Origin of the sequence: Bradyrhizobium sp. SUTN9-2 (assembly GCF_003122645.1) — a bacterium.
Taxonomy (GTDB): Bacteria; Pseudomonadota; Alphaproteobacteria; order Rhizobiales; family Xanthobacteraceae; genus Bradyrhizobium; species Bradyrhizobium yuanmingense.
Genome location: NZ_LAXE01000001.1, coordinates 7,459,677 through 7,474,253, shown reverse-complemented (window position 1 = coordinate 7,474,253; position 14,577 = coordinate 7,459,677). Strand labels below are relative to the sequence as shown.

Annotated in this window: 16 protein-coding genes; 10 read left to right on the top strand and 6 right to left on the bottom strand. The window is 65.7% G+C overall.

Annotation, left to right across the window (positions count from 1 at the left end; genetic code table 11):
• Nucleotides 1-83: 83 nt before the first annotated feature.
• Complete coding sequence (locus XF30_RS34580; RefSeq protein WP_018646206.1) at nt 84-632, bottom strand: cupin domain-containing protein; 549 nt, start codon at nt 630-632, stop codon at nt 84-86.
• Nucleotides 633-793: 161 nt separating this feature from the next.
• Here XF30_RS34580 and aptA point away from each other — a divergent pair, with 161 nt between their 5' ends.
• Nucleotides 794-2,122, top strand: a complete 1,329-nt coding sequence (aptA, locus tag XF30_RS34575) for an omega-aminotransferase AptA (RefSeq protein WP_036026788.1) — start codon at nt 794-796, stop codon at nt 2,120-2,122.
• 66 nt (nt 2,123-2,188) lie between these two features.
• On the top strand, nt 2,189-3,454 hold the full coding sequence (locus XF30_RS34570) for a D-amino acid dehydrogenase (protein WP_109145191.1): 1,266 nt from the start codon (nt 2,189-2,191) through the stop codon (nt 3,452-3,454).
• A 149-nt stretch (nt 3,455-3,603) separates the two neighbouring features.
• Here the strand turns inward: XF30_RS34570 and XF30_RS34565 are convergent, their stop codons facing one another.
• A complete protein-coding gene (locus XF30_RS34565; RefSeq protein WP_192893337.1) occupies nt 3,604-4,260 on the bottom strand; it encodes a helix-turn-helix domain-containing protein in 657 nt (218 codons plus the stop codon).
• Between XF30_RS34565 and XF30_RS38750 the strand changes: the two genes are divergently transcribed.
• The 5 genes from XF30_RS38750 to XF30_RS34545 are packed head-to-tail and all read left to right on the top strand — an operon-like array spanning nt 4,148 to nt 7,902.
• Nucleotides 4,148-4,390, top strand: coding sequence for a hypothetical protein (locus XF30_RS38750; RefSeq protein WP_162130851.1), 243 nt, complete (start codon nt 4,148-4,150; stop codon nt 4,388-4,390). The genes XF30_RS34565 and XF30_RS38750 overlap by 113 nt on opposite strands.
• 48 nt (nt 4,391-4,438) lie before the next feature.
• Complete coding sequence (locus XF30_RS34560; RefSeq protein ID WP_109145189.1) at nt 4,439-5,197, top strand: ABC transporter substrate-binding protein; 759 nt, start codon at nt 4,439-4,441, stop codon at nt 5,195-5,197.
• A gap of 28 nt (nt 5,198-5,225) precedes the next feature.
• Nucleotides 5,226-5,879 (top strand): amino acid ABC transporter permease, encoded by a 654-nt coding sequence (locus XF30_RS34555; protein ID WP_024341720.1) that lies wholly within the window; start codon nt 5,226-5,228, stop codon nt 5,877-5,879.
• A complete protein-coding gene (locus tag XF30_RS34550; RefSeq protein WP_036011798.1) occupies nt 5,876-6,607 on the top strand; it encodes an amino acid ABC transporter ATP-binding protein in 732 nt (243 codons plus the stop codon). The genes XF30_RS34555 and XF30_RS34550 overlap by 4 nt, the downstream gene beginning before the upstream one ends.
• An 11-nt stretch (nt 6,608-6,618) precedes the next feature.
• Nucleotides 6,619-7,902, top strand: coding sequence for an NAD(P)/FAD-dependent oxidoreductase (locus XF30_RS34545; protein WP_109145188.1), 1,284 nt, complete (start codon nt 6,619-6,621; stop codon nt 7,900-7,902).
• Between the two features lie 52 nt (nt 7,903-7,954).
• Here XF30_RS34545 and XF30_RS38745 read toward each other — a convergent pair whose 3' ends face one another.
• The gene (locus XF30_RS38745; RefSeq protein WP_081494583.1) at nt 7,955-8,173 is read right to left on the bottom strand and encodes a hypothetical protein; all 219 of its coding nucleotides are present in this window, start codon (nt 8,171-8,173) and stop codon (nt 7,955-7,957) included.
• Between the two features lie 148 nt (nt 8,174-8,321).
• Complete coding sequence (locus XF30_RS34535; protein WP_192893336.1) at nt 8,322-9,911, bottom strand: gamma-glutamyltransferase family protein; 1,590 nt, start codon at nt 9,909-9,911, stop codon at nt 8,322-8,324.
• Nucleotides 9,912-10,030: 119 nt separating this feature from the next.
• On the opposite strand from XF30_RS34535, the gene XF30_RS34530 reads away from it, so the two are divergent.
• A complete protein-coding gene (locus XF30_RS34530; protein WP_109145186.1) occupies nt 10,031-10,804 on the top strand; it encodes an enoyl-CoA hydratase-related protein in 774 nt (257 codons plus the stop codon).
• Between the two features lie 140 nt (nt 10,805-10,944).
• Here the strand turns inward: XF30_RS34530 and XF30_RS38740 are convergent, their stop codons facing one another.
• Together XF30_RS38740 and XF30_RS34525 are read right to left on the bottom strand one after the other, a co-directional pair.
• Nucleotides 10,945-11,121, bottom strand: a complete 177-nt coding sequence (locus tag XF30_RS38740; protein ID WP_172788150.1) for a hypothetical protein — start codon at nt 11,119-11,121, stop codon at nt 10,945-10,947.
• A 9-nt stretch (nt 11,122-11,130) separates the two neighbouring features.
• Nucleotides 11,131-11,364, bottom strand: coding sequence for a DUF6894 family protein (locus tag XF30_RS34525; protein WP_036011788.1), 234 nt, complete (start codon nt 11,362-11,364; stop codon nt 11,131-11,133).
• A 198-nt stretch (nt 11,365-11,562) separates the two neighbouring features.
• On the opposite strand from XF30_RS34525, the gene XF30_RS34520 reads away from it, so the two are divergent.
• Entirely contained in the window at nt 11,563-13,650 is a 2,088-nt protein-coding gene (locus XF30_RS34520; protein WP_109145185.1) for a PQQ-dependent sugar dehydrogenase, read from the top strand.
• The gene (locus XF30_RS34515; RefSeq protein WP_036035942.1) at nt 13,607-14,545 is read left to right on the top strand and encodes an SMP-30/gluconolactonase/LRE family protein; all 939 of its coding nucleotides are present in this window, start codon (nt 13,607-13,609) and stop codon (nt 14,543-14,545) included. Before XF30_RS34520 ends, XF30_RS34515 begins: the two co-directional genes overlap by 44 nt.
• The last annotated feature ends 32 nt before the right edge of the window (nt 14,546-14,577 follow it).

Sequence of the window (14,577 nt, the reverse complement as noted above, 5' to 3'; positions counted from 1 at the left end):
AACATATCAAGCTGCGGTTCGCGGAAATTGCGGTGGCTCAATATCCGCTAGATCCTCGGCTCCGTACGATTGCGGAGGGACCGTCAGAACGTTGGCGGCGTGCAGGCCGAGATCACCTCGCACGGTTTGCCGCCGACGCAGCGGAAGCGATGCGGGCGGCGGCTCTCGAAATAATAGGCATCGCCGGGATTGAGGATGCGGCGCTCGTCCTCGACGGTGACCTCGAGCTTGCCCGAAATCACGATGCCGCCTTCCTCGCCGTCATGGACGAGATGCACGCGCCCGGTGTCGCTGCCGGGCTCGTAGCGCTCCTTCAGGATCTGCAGGCTGCGGCCGAACAGATTGTCGCCGACCTGCCGGTATGAGATCGGCTTCTTGCCGACTTCGGTGAGCTCCTCGGCGCGGTAGAAGATCTTGCGCCTGGACTCCGGCTCCAGCGCGAAGAACTCGGCGAGCCCCATCGGGATGCCGTCGAGGATGCGCTTGAGCGCGCCGACCGAAGGGTTCATCTGGTTGGATTCGATCAGCGAGATCGTCGAATTGGTGACGCCGGCGCGCTTGGCCAGCTCGCGCTGCGACAGCTTGTGGCGCGCCCGGATGAATCGCAGCCGTCCACCGATGTCGACGCTCATGTTCTGGTCCTTGCCCTGGGTCCCGTGTTGCAGGTGTTGCGGATCGCGCAAATATGGACCGGCAGCCCCAGTTAAATCAATGGCTTGCAGGTCACCAGAAAAGGACTTGTTGCGCCATCCAAGCCATGGCTCAGCTATGGGGTCAGCACAGGAGCGCGGCCGTGACCCTTCATCAGATTCCGAACACCATCAAGACCGATTCGTACTGGATGCCGTTCACGGCCAATCGGCAGTTCAAGAAGTCGCCGCGCCTGTTCTCCTCGGCCGAGGGCATGTACTACACCAGCGTTGATGGCCGCCAGGTGATCGACGGCTCCGCCGGGCTCTGGTGCGTCAATGCCGGCCACGGCCGCAAGCAGATCGCCGCCGCCGTCGAGCGCCAGCTGATGACGCTGGACTTCGCGCCGTCGTTCCAGATGGGCCATCCGCTGGCCTTCGACTTCGCCGAGCGTCTCGCCGAGATCGCCCCAAAGGGCCTCGACCGCGTCTTCTTCACCAATTCCGGCTCCGAGTCGGTCGACACCGCGCTGAAGATCGCGCTGGCCTATCACCGCGCCAACGGCCAGGCCAGCCGCACCCGCCTGATCGGTCGCGAGCGCGGCTATCACGGCGTCGGCTTCGGCGGCACCTCGGTCGGCGGCATGGTCGCCAACCGCCGCGCCTTCACCACCCTGCTGCCAGGCGTCGACCACATCCGCCACACCCATGATCTCACCCGCAACGCCTTCGCCAAGGACCTGCCCGAGCACGGCGCCGAGCTCGCCGACGATCTCGAGCGTCTGGTCGCCCTGCACGGCGCGGAAACGATCGCCGCCGTCATCGTCGAGCCGGTGCCGGGCTCGACCGCGGTGCTGCCGCCGCCGAAGGGCTATCTGCAGCGCCTGCGCGAGATCTGCGACAAGCACGGCATCCTCCTGATCTTCGACGAGGTCATCACCGGCTTCGGCCGCCTCGGCACGCCGTTCGCCGCTAACTTCTTTGGCGTCACGCCGGACCTGATGACCACGGCCAAGGGCATCACCAACGGCACCGTGCCCTGCGGCGCCGTGTTCGCGAGCCGCAAGGTGCACGACGGCATGATGACCGGCCCGGAGAACCAGATCGAGCTGTTCCACGGCTACACCTATTCGGCGCATCCGGTCGCCTGCGCCGCGGGCATCGCGACGCTCGACATCTACAAGGACGAAGGCCTGCTCACGCGCGGCGCCTCGCTCGCCGAATACTGGCGCGATGCGCTGCATTCGCTCAAAGGCCTGCCGAACGTCGTCGACATCCGCAATTGCGGCCTGATGGGCGCGGTCGAGCTTGCGCCGCGTGGCGGCGCGGTCGGCGCGCGCGGCTACGACATGCTGGTCGAATGCTTCAACAACGGCCTCTATCTTCGCACCGGTGGCGATTCCGTCGCGATGTCGCCCCCGCTCATCGTCGAGAAGAGCCACATCGACCAGATGATCTCGATCCTCGGCGACGCCATCAAGAAGGTGGCCTGATAATTGCTCTCGCCGCTAGCGAGTTGTGTCCTTGCAGCGGCGAGCGCCGCGGGAGTTTGACGAAGCGTGAAAGTTCTGATCCTCGGCAGCGGTGTCATCGGTGTCACCTCTGCCTACTACCTCGCGCGTGCCGGCCATGAGGTGACGGTCGTCGACCGCCAGCCGGAGCCGGCACTGGAGACCTCCTTCGCCAATGCCGGCGAGGTGTCGCCCGGCTATTCCTCGCCCTGGGCCGGCCCCGGCGTGCCGGTCAAGGCGATCAAGTGGCTGTTGATGAAGCACGGCCCGCTAGTGATCCGGCCGAAGCTCGATCCGGTCATGTGGGTCTGGCTGCTCAAGATGCTGCGCAACTGCACCAGCGCGCGCTACGCAGTTAACAAGAGCCGGATGATCCCGATCGCGGAATACAGCCGCGATGCCTTGCGTGATCTGCGCCGCGACATCGGCATTCAGTATGACGAGCGCTCGCAGGGCACGCTGCAGCTGTTTCGCTACCAGGCCCAGCTCGACGGCACGGCCGAAGACATCGCCGTGCTCAAGCAATACGGCGTTCCCTTCGAAGTGCTGAACCGCGAGGGCTGCATTGCGGTCGAGCCGGCACTTGCCGGCGTGAAGGAGAAGTTCGTCGGCGGGCTCCGCCTGCCGCAGGACGAGACCGGTGACTGCCACATGTTCACGCAGGCGCTGGCGAGGCACGCCCAGGCGCTCGGCGTGCGCTTCCTGTTCAACACCTCGATCGACCGTATCGTCACCGATGGCGCGCGCGTCAGCGGTGTCGCCACCAGCGCCGGCCTGCTGCAGGCGGACGCTTACGTGCTCGCGCTCGGCAGCTGGTCGTCGCGGCTCCTGGCGGCGCTCGGTATTTCGCTGCCGGTCTATCCGGTGAAGGGCTATTCGATCACGGTGCCGATCAAGGACGCCTCCGGCGCGCCGGAATCCACCGTGATGGACGAGAGCTACAAGGTCGCGATCACCCGCCTCGGCAATCGCATCCGCGTCGGCGGCACCGCCGAAATCTCCGGCTATTCGGACAAGCTCTACGACGCACGCCGCGCCACGCTCGATCATTCGCTGACCGACCTGTTCCCGCGCGGCGGCGACCTGTCCAAGGCGACGTTCTGGAGCGGCCTGCGCCCGATGACGCCGGACGGCCCGCCCGTGATCGGCCGGACCCACTACGCCAACCTCCACCTCAACACCGGCCACGGCACGCTCGGCTGGACCATGTCGTGCGGCTCGGGCCGCGTGCTCGCTGACATGCTGTCGGGCAAGAAGCCGGACATCGACGTCAGTGCGTTGTCGGTGGAGCGGTACAAGCACCGGTTTGGCTAAGGCTCTATCCCTCGTCATTGCGAGGAGCCCTTGCGACGAAGCAATCCAGGCTGTCTCCGCGGTGAGACTATGGATTGCTTTGCTGCACTCGCAATGACGGCGTGGAGACGCCGCGGATTTCTTCCACCCGCCGCGTGCGTTGAAAGCAGCTACCCCGCCCCCGTCACGCAATTCACCCACAGCACCACGGCCTTCGCATCCCGCGCCGGATTGGAAAACCGGTGCGGCCGTCGGCTCGCGAAACGAAAACTGTCGCCCGTCTTCAGCGACCACGTCTGGCTGTCCACCGTCAGCATCATCTCGCCTTCGAGCACGAGCCCGGCCTCTTCGCCGTCGTGGGTGTAGAGCTCATCGCCGGTGGAGCCGCCGGGCTCAAGATGCACCAGGAACAGATTGAGCTTGTTGTCGCTGCTCGCCGGGCTCAGCAATTGCTTGGACACGCCCGTGCGCCACAGCTTCAATTCGGGCCGCTGCACTCCGCGCGTCACCACCTGATCCGATGCGCCGTCGGCGCTCGGGCTCGCGCCGAACAGCGCGGCGATGCCGACGCCGAGCACGTCGGCGAGCGTCGCCAGCACCCGCAGCGACGGCGACGACAGCCCGCGCTCGATCTGGCTGAGGAAGCCGATCGACAGCTCCGTGCGCGCGGCGACCGTCTCCAGCGAGAACTGCCTGACTCGCCTGAGATCCCGGATGCGGCGGCCGACCGCGACGTCCATCGCCGGCTCGGCCGGTTTGGCAGCGGCTTTGGCTTTCACCTTGGCCGGCCTGTTCCTGGCCGGCTTTGCGGCGGCCGGTTTGCGCATTCTTTTGCCACCGCTCACGTCAAACCGCTTTCTTCATGTGCATGAAAACCGCTTGCATCACCCGCGAAAGTGTGACCAAATTTTCATATTGGTGAAAATAGGCCGAAACGGGCCGGCCCGCAACGTTTGATCGCGACATGCGCGCGCCGCCGCCGACCAGGCCCAAAAGGGGGATGCGATGAAGCGTTTTGTTCAGGCCGCAGTTGCGGCGCTCGCCATTGCCACAGCGGTGCCGGCAGCGGCGCAACAGGCTCTGAAGGTCGGCTCGACTCCGACGGGCATTCCCTTCACCTTCCTCGACACCAAGACCAACACCATCCAGGGCATCATGGTCGATCTCATCACCGAGGTCGGCAAGGATGCCGGCTTCAACGTGCAGATCGAGCCGATGGCGTTCTCGGCGCTGATCCCCTCGCTGACTTCGAGCAAGATCGACATCATTGCGGCAGCGATGTTCATCACGCCGCCGCGCAAGGAGGTCATCGACTTCTCCGACCCGATCTACAGCTACGGCGAGGGCCTCGTGGTGCTGAAGACCGACACCAAGGCTTACGCCACGCAGGAGGACCTGAAGGGCGAGACTGTCGGCGCCCAGGTCGGCACGGCCTTCGTCGACGCGCTGAAGAAGACCGGCCTGTTCTCCGACGTGAAGGCCTACGACACCATCCCGGACATCCTGCGTGACGTGAACACCGGCCGACTCAAGGCCGGCTACGCCGACTATCCGATCCTCGCCTACAATCTGAAGCAGGGCGGCTTCCCCGAGGTGCGCCTGGTCGACGGCTACAAGCCGGTCACGGTCGGCTCGGTCGGCATCGGCGTGCGCAAGGGCGAGAGCGAACTGCTCGGCAAGATCAACGCTTCGCTGGCGAAGCTGAAAGCCAACGGCACCATCGACAAGATCCTCGATAAATGGGGCCTGAAAGCACAAGGTTGATCGATAGAAGCTGATCGAAGGCTGCCCGATGAAAGGCTTCTGGCGCGACGCCGTCGAGTTCTTCCCGATCCTGCTGAACGGCGTCGCGCTGACGATCATCGTCACGATCGGCTCGCTGTTGCTGTCGACGGTGCTCGGCCTGGTCTGGGCGATGATGCGGGTCTCCGGCATCAAAGCGCTGTCGATGCTCAGCGCCAGCCTGATCAACGTGATCCGCGGCATCCCGATCATCGTGCTGTTGTTCTACCTCTACTTCGTGATGCCCGATCTCGGCGTTACGCTCAGCGCGTTGCAGGCCGCGATCCTCGGGCTCGGCATCGCCTATTCGGCCTACCAGGCCGAAAACTTCCGCGCCGGCATCGAGGCGATCGACAAGGGGCAGATCGAGGCGGCGCAGTCGATCGGCATGGGCTGGTGGCTCACCATGCGCCGCGTGGTGCTGCCGCAGGCCGTGCGCATCGTGCTGCCGCCCTACGGCAACGTCATGATCATGATGCTGAAGGATTCCTCGCAAGCCTCGACCATCACGGTCGCCGAGCTCGCGCTGCAGGGCAAGCTGATCGCGTCCTCGACGTTCAAGAACACCAGCGTGTTCACGCTGGTCGCCCTGATGTACCTCACCATGAGCATTCCGCTGATCCTCTTGGTCCGTCACTTCGAGAAGCGGGCCGGCAAGCGATGATCGAGCTGAGCGACGTCCACAAGAGCTTTGGCAAGGTCGAGGTGCTCAAGGGCATCACGGCGAGCGTCGAGAAGGGTGAGGTGGTCTGCATCATCGGCCCCTCCGGCTCCGGCAAGTCGACCATCCTGCGCTGTATCAACGGCCTCGAAAGCTACGACCGCGGCGAGATCAGCGTCGAAGGCTTGAGGGTCGATCGCGACGCGCCCTCGATCGTGAACATCCGCACCCAGGTCTCTATGGTGTTCCAGCGCTTCAACCTGTTCCCGCATCGGACAGCGCTGGAGAACGTGATCGAGGGGCCGCTCTTCGTGAAGAAGGAGCCGCGCGCCCAGGTGCTCGAGCGCGGCCGCGCGCTGCTCGCTCAGGTCGGGCTTGCGGAAAAGGCCGATGCGCATCCGCCGCAGCTCTCCGGCGGGCAGCAGCAGCGCGTCGCCATCGCGCGGGCGCTCGCCATGCAGCCCAAGGCGATCCTGTTCGACGAGCCGACCTCGGCGCTCGACCCCGAGCTGGTCGGCGACGTCCTCGGCGTCATGCGCAAGCTCGCCGACGACGGCATGACCATGGTCGTCGTCACCCACGAGATGGGCTTTGCGCGCGACGTCGCCGATCGTGTTCTGTTCATCGATGGCGGCGTCATTGTCGAGCAGGGCCCGGCGAAATCGGTGCTCAATCAACCGCAGCACGCGCGGACGCAGGACTTCTTGCGCCGCGTGCTGCATCCGCTCTGACCGGTTTCGACATGACGCGCCTGCCTCTGCCGCCCTCGCTCTATGCCGACACCGCCGTGGCGCCGGTTGCCACGCCGCCGCTCGATGTCGACAAGAGCGTCTCGGTCGCGATCGTCGGCGGCGGCTACACCGGCCTTTCCACCGCGCTGCATCTGGCGGAGCAGGATGTCGAGGCCTTGGTGCTGGAGGCGCAGGAGCCGGGCTGGGGCGCGTCCGGCAACAATGGCGGCCACACCAATCCCGGCCTGAAGCACGACCCTGACAAGATCGAGGCCGATTTCGGCACCGAGCTCGGCCGCCGCATGATCGCGTTCGCCTACGGCACGACCAACTTCACACACGATCTGATCCGCCGCTACCAGATCCCGTGCGAAGCGCGGCAGAACGGCACCTTGCGCGCGGCTTACAACGAGAGCAGCGCCGCTGCGATCGAGAAGACCGCGCAGCAATGCATCCGCCGCGGCATGCCGGTGAATTATCTGAACCGCGAGCAGTTGCGCGAGATGACGGGCACCGACCGCTACATCGGCGCGATGTTGGATGCACGCGGCGGCGATCTGCATCCCCTGAGCTACGCCCGTGGTCTTGCCCGCGCTGCGATCTCTGCGGGCGCGAAGGTTCATGGCGAGACGCCGGCATTGTCCCTGCGCCGCGACGGCACGCGCTGGCGCATCGAGACGCCGCGCGCAGTGGTTCATGCGGATAAAGTCCTGCTCGCCACCAACGGCTTCACCGACGATCTCTGGCCGGCGCTCCGCCGCACCATCGTGCCGGTGTTTTCCTCGATCGCCGCCACCGCGCCGCTGTCCGACGCGGTCGCCCGTTCGATCATGCCGACGCGCCCCGTCCTCTACGAGAGCGGCCACATCACGGTCTACTATCGCATCGATCAGCAGAACCGTCTGTTGATGGGAGGCCGCGGCCCGATGCGCTGGATCAAGTCGCCGCATGACGTCGCCTATCTCATGCGTTATGCGGAGCGACTCTGGCCGCAGCTCAAGGGCGTCGTCTGGACCCACGGCTGGAACAGCCGGCTCGCCATCACCGGGGATCATTACCCCCACGTGCACGAGCCCGCCGAGAGCGTTTTGATCTCGCTCGGCTGCAATGGCCGCGGTGTCGCGCTTTCGACCGCGATGGGCGCGCAGCTCGCCCGCCGCCTGATCGGCGGCACCAAGGCCGAGATCGACATGCCCATCACGGGCATCAAGCCGATCCCGATGCACGCGTTCTGGCCGGTCGGCGTGACCACCGCCGTGATCGCGGGCCGGGTGCGGGACCGGCTCGGCATATGAAGAAGGCGCCGCTCGGTGAGGAGCGACGCCTTGCTCGAATCTTAGATCGGCTTTAGCAGCGACCCTGCTTCCAAAGTCCGGGCGGGCACGCGTGACCGCGCCAGCCGACCTTGCGACCGTGGTACCAGCCGAACGACTTGCCATGGTGATGATGGCCCATCTTGTGGCCATGACCATGTCCATGTCCGTGCCCACCCTTCGCCAGTGCGGGGCTCGTAAATGTGAAGCCGGCCGCAATGATCAGCGAGGCGGCGAGCGCAAGTTTCTTCATGATGTCCTCCGGTGGGGGCGAGCGCATTTGTCCATTCAGTGAACGAACGGTGGGAGAGTAAGTTCCCTGCGAATGTGGAGGAGTCGTGACGCTCGCCTGGATGCGTAATTGCGCTGGCGCTCAACGCGCGCTGGCATGTCGAGCGAAGTCAAGCCTCCGCCACCGCATCGGCCCAGGGTTGGAAAATCTCGACCGCGCCGGAATTGACCTCGCCCTCTCGCATCACGACGCTCGGGCAGGCGAACTTCTGCGGCACCGCCTGCACCCGGCTCTCTTCATAGTCGAAGCGCGCGGCCAGCGCCTCGCGCACCTCCGCCGGCAGGCGCGCATCGCCGATCACCACCGCGCCTTCGCTGGCGTCGATGCGCGGCTGGTGGATGGCGGCATCCAGGTCCATCCCATAATCCATCGCGAAGGACACGAGCTGCATCACCGACGGCAGGATGCGGCGACCGCCGGAGGCGCCGACCGCGAGGCGCTTGCCGTCCTTGGTCTCGGCGATGACGGGCGTGTAGTTGCAGAGGCAGCGCTTGCCGGGTGCAAGCGAGTTGGTGGTGCCAGCTGTCGGGTCGAACCACATGATGCCGTTGTTCATGGTGATGCCGGTGTGCGGTGTCACGTAGCGCGAGCCAAAGGACGACAGTAGCGTCTGCGTCACCGCCGCGATGTTGCCGTGACGATCGACCACCGAGAAATGCGTGGTACAGGCCGGCGCCAGATATTCGGCGCCGAGCGAGCGCTTGCCGTCGGCATCGCCCATATCCTTGAGACGCTCGCGGAAGGCGGCCTGCAGGGCGCGCGCATATTCGACATAGGCGCCGGCATCCGGCGCGTCTGCCGGCGTCAAGCTCTGCTGCAACAGCCGTAGCGCATGCGCCATCGTCGGCCCTGCGGTGAGCTCCGGGGTCGCGAACACCTTGCCTTCGCGATAGGGAATCGCCAGCGGCGCGCGCACATGGGCGCGGAATGCAGCGAGATCTTCCACCGACAGCGAGCCGCCGTCGGCCTTGATGTCGGAAGCAATGCTCCTGGCGAGATCGCCCTGATAGAAATCACGCGCGCCCGCGTCCGCAAGATGTGACAGCGTCGCCTTCAGGGCATCCTGCGGCAGCCGCGTCTCAGCCTTGATGCCCCACGGCGCGGTCGGCGGCAGGCCGTCCTTCAGATACGCGGCCGCGCTCGCGGGGTATCGCCTGAGATCGGCGGCCGAGCCCGCGATCGTCACCGTCGTCCACCAATCGACCAGCAGGCCTTCGCCGGCGAGCCGAGCTGCCGGCGCGACCAGATCCTTCCACGGCAATTTGGCGTAGCGGCGGTGCGCCTCTTCCATTCCGGCGACGACGCCGGGTACGGCGATCGAGCCGGGGCCGTGGATGTTGCGATCGTCCTTCACCCTTGGCCAGGGAAACAGGTCGGACGACGCGCCTTCGCCGCTGAGCGGATAATCGGCCGTGCGCAGGCTTTGCGGCGCGCACATGCCGTAGTCGATCACCTCATAGCGATTTTCCTTGGCGCGGTAGAGCACCATCGCACCGCCGCCGCCGATGCCGCTGTTCCAGGGCTCCAGCACGTTGAGGGCAAACGTGGTCGCAACGATCGCGTCGACGCAATCGCCGCCGGCGGCCAGCACCTGCGCCCCGATTTCGGCCGCCCGCCGCGATTGCGAGGCGACGATGCCGCCCTTGGAGGTGACGGCGGGCTTGCGGACGGTCTGGTTGAGGCTGAACTGGTGAGGCATGGTGTCGTCTTGATGCTCGTCGATGGCTTCGCTGCGTTGAATGCGAGGCTCCGCAATTGGCGAAGCGCGCGGACAATGGCACATTGCCGTCAACGAGAACATCGAAAGGGAGGCGCGGCATGGCTGGTGTGAAACAGGCGCGGGATGGCGCGGTCGGGATCCTGACGCTCGACGAGCCGGCCAGCCTCAACGCGATGACGCCAGACCTGCTCGGCGCACTTGCCCTAGCCGTCGGCGAAATGACGGGGGACGAGGCCATCCGCGCGCTGGTGCTCACGGGCGCCGGGCGGGGATTTTGCTCAGGACAGAATTTGAAAGCCTCAGAGGCGCTCGGCGAGGACATCGCGGCCGGCGTGATGCGCTTCTACTGGCCGGCCTTCAAGGCCTTGCGCGAATGCCGAGTGCCTGTCGTCGTTGCCGTCAATGGCGTCGCGGCCGGCGGCGGCTTCAGTCTCGCAATGGCCGGCGACATCATCGTCGCGGCGCGGTCGGCGAGCTTCATCCAGGTGTTCAGCCGCATCGCGCTGGTGCCCGATCTCGGCTCGACCTGGCTCTTGCCGCGGCTGATCGGCCGGCAGCGCGCGCTCGAGCTGATGCTGCTCAATGAGCCGCTGACGGCGGAACGCGCCCAGGAGATCGGCCTAGTCCGGCAGGTCGTCGACGACGCCAAGTTGATGGATGAGGCGTTAGGTTTGGCGCGCCGCCTCGCCGAAGGACCGACGCGCGCTTTGGTCGCAACCCGCGCTCTGGTCGAGGAGAGCGAGCATGCGACCTATGAAGCGCAGTTCCGCCGCGAGATCGAGCTTCAGGCCACGATCCGCAAGAGCGCGGACGCCATGGAAGGCCGCAATGCGTTCGTGGAGAAGCGCAAGGCGAAGTTTACCGGGAGGTGAGGTGGGCATGCTTCTCATCCAACCGTCATGCCCGGGCTGTCCCGGGCATCCACGTCTTCCTATCCGAGCCCCCAAAACGTGGAATGGCCGGGTCAAGCCCGGCCATGACGACGATTAGTGCGATTTCTACGGCCGCGCGCTCAGCGCATGCGATCCAGCCGGCTGGCCTGGTACTTGGCGCGCCATTTCGGGCCGGGTCCGCGCATGTAGTGCAGCTCGGGGCGGTAGGGATTGGCTGCGACGCGGATCAGCGTCTGCCATCTGGTGGCGACGAAGCTGAGGGGCTGGCGCAGCAGGCTCAATGAAGCGAGCAACATGGCATCACCTCAATGCGGCTTGCCGAGCATGGCGGTGAAGGGGAGGTCGAACAGATCCTCGCCGTCGGAGCCGCTGACGTGGATCACCCAGTCGCGCCAGTCCTCGGCGCCGGGGGTCTGGATCATCGAGTTCATGATCTGAGCGGCGCGGTCGCGCGCCTCGGTCAGATTGGCGACTGCGGCGCCGTAGCGGTCGATCAGCGTGCCCTCGGTGTTGGAGCAGTGAAAATAGACCTGGACCATAGGCGCCTCCTGTAGAAAGCGATCGGGACGGCAAAGCGATACCACCCCAAGCATTCGCGAAACATTCGGGTCGAGCCCGGTAAGGAAATCTACGGATATTGGTCGGACCCAAGGTCGTTACAGGTTTAATCACAGGCGGGTGATGACTGGACGGCACCGCGGCGGCATGGAACAACGCCCGCGGGAAGGCGGCTCACGGTGAACCAGTTCACATTCGATCGCGAACGGCCAAATTTGCGCTTGCCTGCAGCGGTCGTTCTTGCAGCGGGCTTCGCCGCCGCGCTGCTCGGCTTCGCCCCGGCTTCGTCCGAGCCGGTCAGAAAGAGCGGCTACGCGATCGGCACGGAAGCCTGCGGCAGCGGCGATCTCGCCTTTCCCAGGATCCAGATCGACATGAAGGCGGGATATTGCGCCGGCCTCGTCGCCAGCGAGGGGGACCGCCTCAAATTTCCGCGCTCGATCGTCCAGGTGCCCGGCCGCGACCTTTTGGTGGTCGCCGATATGGGCGGCTGGGGCCACACCGACGGGCGGCTGCTGCTGCTCGATCCGCGTGCCCCGCAGGGGCAACGCTTCAAGGAGCTGCTGACGGGGATAGAATATCCGTTCGCTCTCGTCATCGGCCCGGACAAAAAGCTTTATGCCTCGACCGCGCAGACGATCTTCCGGTTCGACCCGCTCGCGGACAATCCACGCAGCACGGTCGAGACCATCATCCGTCACATGCCCGGCCGCCGGATCACGCTGCCGGATGGCACGAGGACCGATGAGAGCGCGCACCCGTTCAAGCAGTTCGTGTTCGACCGGAACGGCCGGCTGTTCGTCAATGTCGGCTCGCACAGCGACGATTGCATCACGCCTGCGCCGATCACAAAACCCTGTGCGGCGGCCGAGGGCGTGTCCGCGCTGGCATCGATCTGGCTGTTCACGCCGCCCGCAGGCGGCGTCTTCCCGGCATCGAAACCTGGCGATCCCGACCCGCCGCACATTGTCTATGCGCGCGGCCTGCGCAACTCGATGGCGCTGGTGCTGCACCCGAAGTTTCCGGACGCTGGCTACGCCTTCCTGCAAGGCGAGAACGCCCGCGACCTGCCCGACATCTTCAAGCCGAACGAGGAGATCAACGCGATCGAGCAGGGCAGGCACTACGGCTGGCCCTATTGCTACGATTTGTCGACGCCGAGCCCCGAATTCAGGCTCGTGCTGCAATCGGGCGCGTACAAGTCGTTCTGCTCGGCCAATGCGCTTTACAAGGCGCCGCTCTCGCTGCTGCCGCCGCACGGCGCGCCGCTCGCGATGCTGTATTACCACGGCGCCAAATTCCCGGAGCTGGAGGGCAAGCTGCTGGTCGGCTTGCACGGCTATCGGCCGACCGGCAGCCGGCTGCTGGTCTATGACGTCGACGATCACGGCTTTCCAAAGCCCAGCGCGGCACCGGTGCGCTATCACGTCAGTTGCGCGGCCGAGCCGACCCGCAGTTTCCGGACCGACGCCGGCGAGGTCGCCGCCGCGCCGTTCGAAGAGCTGATCGCCGGCTGGCACCGCGTCAACGGCGCGCGGCCGCAAGGTGCGCCGGTCGGCATGACGGTGACGGAGGACGGCGCGATCTGGCTGGTCGAGGACAAGAACAGGACCGTGATCCGGATCGATCGCGCGGCCGGCGAGCGACCTCAGCCGCTCCCCTGCGATACGCGCAGCCAGGCGATGATCGACCAACTCGCAGCCTTCGTCGCCAGGGACGCGCAGAACAGCGTTCGCCTCACCATCTTGCGCAAGGGCCTTGTCGAGAAACATTGCGTCGGCTGCCATTCGGATTTCGGCCTGAGCGCGGGGCAATCGGATGCGGAGAAGGACAGGGCGGTGCTGCACTTCATGCTGGCGCAGGACGGCTGGATCTACCCTGGCGATCCCGACGCCGGCAGGCTGCGGACGCGCCTGCGCGGCCTAGGCGCCGAGAAGCTGATGCCGCCGGGCGGCGAGAGCCTGCCGAAGCTAGAACCCGGTTACACGCGCCTGCTCGGTACCGCGGACCTGTTCGTCGCCAAAATGGTTCCGGGCACGCGGATGCGGATCAAGCCGGGCCCGCCGCAGCGGAAGTTTTTCAGCAAGGCCAACAAGGAATGCGGCGAAATACCGGCCGGAAAGGTCGTCGTGGTGACACAAAGGAACGCTGTAGACAGACCCGGCTTTAGCCGATTCTTCCGGCCAGCCGATCCCTATCTGAACGGCGAGTGCACCGACGGCGATGGCTATTACATCCGGCAGGAACTTCTGGTGCCTGTGCAGTAGCATCCTGCTGGTCACGACGCTGCCGGCCGCTGCCGAAACAAAACTGTTCGAAAGCGCACAGGTGACGCCCGCCAGCGAATACACCTTCGGCATCGAAGGGCCGGCCGCCGATCTCGACGGCAATCTGTTCGTCGTCAATCTCGGCAAGCCCGGCACCATCGGCAAATTGCCCGCTGGTGGCGCCGCCTCGGAGCTGTTCACGACGCTCCCCGAAGGCAGCGTCGGCAACGCGATCCGTTTCGATCGCAGCGGCACCATGTTCATCGCCGACTACAAGAAGCACAACATCTTCGCCATCCCCAAGGGTGCGACCAAGCCCGCGGTGTGGTTTCACTCCGGCGAGATGAGCCAGCCCAACGACATCACGATCGCGCCGGACGGCACGATCTATGCGAGCGATCCGAACTGGAAGGGGCGCGAAGGCCACATCTGGCGCATCGCCAGGGGAGCGGACGGTACGGTGCGGGGGCAGGTGATGTCGACGCCGCGCGCCATGGGCACCACCAACGGCATCGACCTCAGCCCTGACGGCAAGACGCTCTATGTCGGCGAATCCAGCAGCGGCCAGATCTGGTCCTATGCGATCAGCGGCAACGAGCTGACGGCTGCAAAACTCGTCAAGGCGTTTCAGCCCGACACTATCGACGGCCTGCGCACCGACGTTGCCGGCCGCCTCTACGTCGCGCGCATTCTCAAGGGCACGATCGCGCTGATGAAGCCGACCGGCGCGGTCGAGCGCGAGATCCCGCTGAAGGCCAAGGAGCCGACCAACATTGCCTTCGGCGGCAGCGACGGCAAGACCGTCTTCGTCACCCAGCGCCAGGGTGGCTTCATCGAGTCCTTCCGCACCGACCAGCAGGGCCGCGAGCACTGCCTCCAGCGCGGCCGTTGCTGAGCTTCGCAAGCGCTCTGCTTTCCGCGCAGGGC

Coding starts and splice junctions, on each gene's coding strand:
- XF30_RS34580 (WP_018646206.1), bottom strand. CDS start 632: ATGAGCGTCGACATCGGTGGACGGCTGCGATTCATCCGGGCGCGCCAC.
- XF30_RS38750 (WP_162130851.1), top strand. CDS start 4,148: ATGCGGCGGCCGACCGCGACGTCCATCGCCGGCTCGGCCGGTTTGGCA.
- XF30_RS34565 (WP_192893337.1), bottom strand. CDS start 4,260: ATGCGCAAACCGGCCGCCGCAAAGCCGGCCAGGAACAGGCCGGCCAAG.
- XF30_RS34560 (WP_109145189.1), top strand. CDS start 4,439: ATGAAGCGTTTTGTTCAGGCCGCAGTTGCGGCGCTCGCCATTGCCACA.
- XF30_RS34555 (WP_024341720.1), top strand. CDS start 5,226: ATGAAAGGCTTCTGGCGCGACGCCGTCGAGTTCTTCCCGATCCTGCTG.
- XF30_RS34550 (WP_036011798.1), top strand. CDS start 5,876: ATGATCGAGCTGAGCGACGTCCACAAGAGCTTTGGCAAGGTCGAGGTG.
- XF30_RS34545 (WP_109145188.1), top strand. CDS start 6,619: ATGACGCGCCTGCCTCTGCCGCCCTCGCTCTATGCCGACACCGCCGTG.
- XF30_RS38745 (WP_081494583.1), bottom strand. CDS start 8,173: ATGAAGAAACTTGCGCTCGCCGCCTCGCTGATCATTGCGGCCGGCTTC.
- XF30_RS34535 (WP_192893336.1), bottom strand. CDS start 9,911: ATGCCTCACCAGTTCAGCCTCAACCAGACCGTCCGCAAGCCCGCCGTC.
- XF30_RS34530 (WP_109145186.1), top strand. CDS start 10,031: ATGGCTGGTGTGAAACAGGCGCGGGATGGCGCGGTCGGGATCCTGACG.
- XF30_RS38740 (WP_172788150.1), bottom strand. CDS start 11,121: ATGTTGCTCGCTTCATTGAGCCTGCTGCGCCAGCCCCTCAGCTTCGTC.
- XF30_RS34525 (WP_036011788.1), bottom strand. CDS start 11,364: ATGGTCCAGGTCTATTTTCACTGCTCCAACACCGAGGGCACGCTGATC.
- XF30_RS34515 (WP_036035942.1), top strand. CDS start 13,607: ATGGCTATTACATCCGGCAGGAACTTCTGGTGCCTGTGCAGTAGCATC.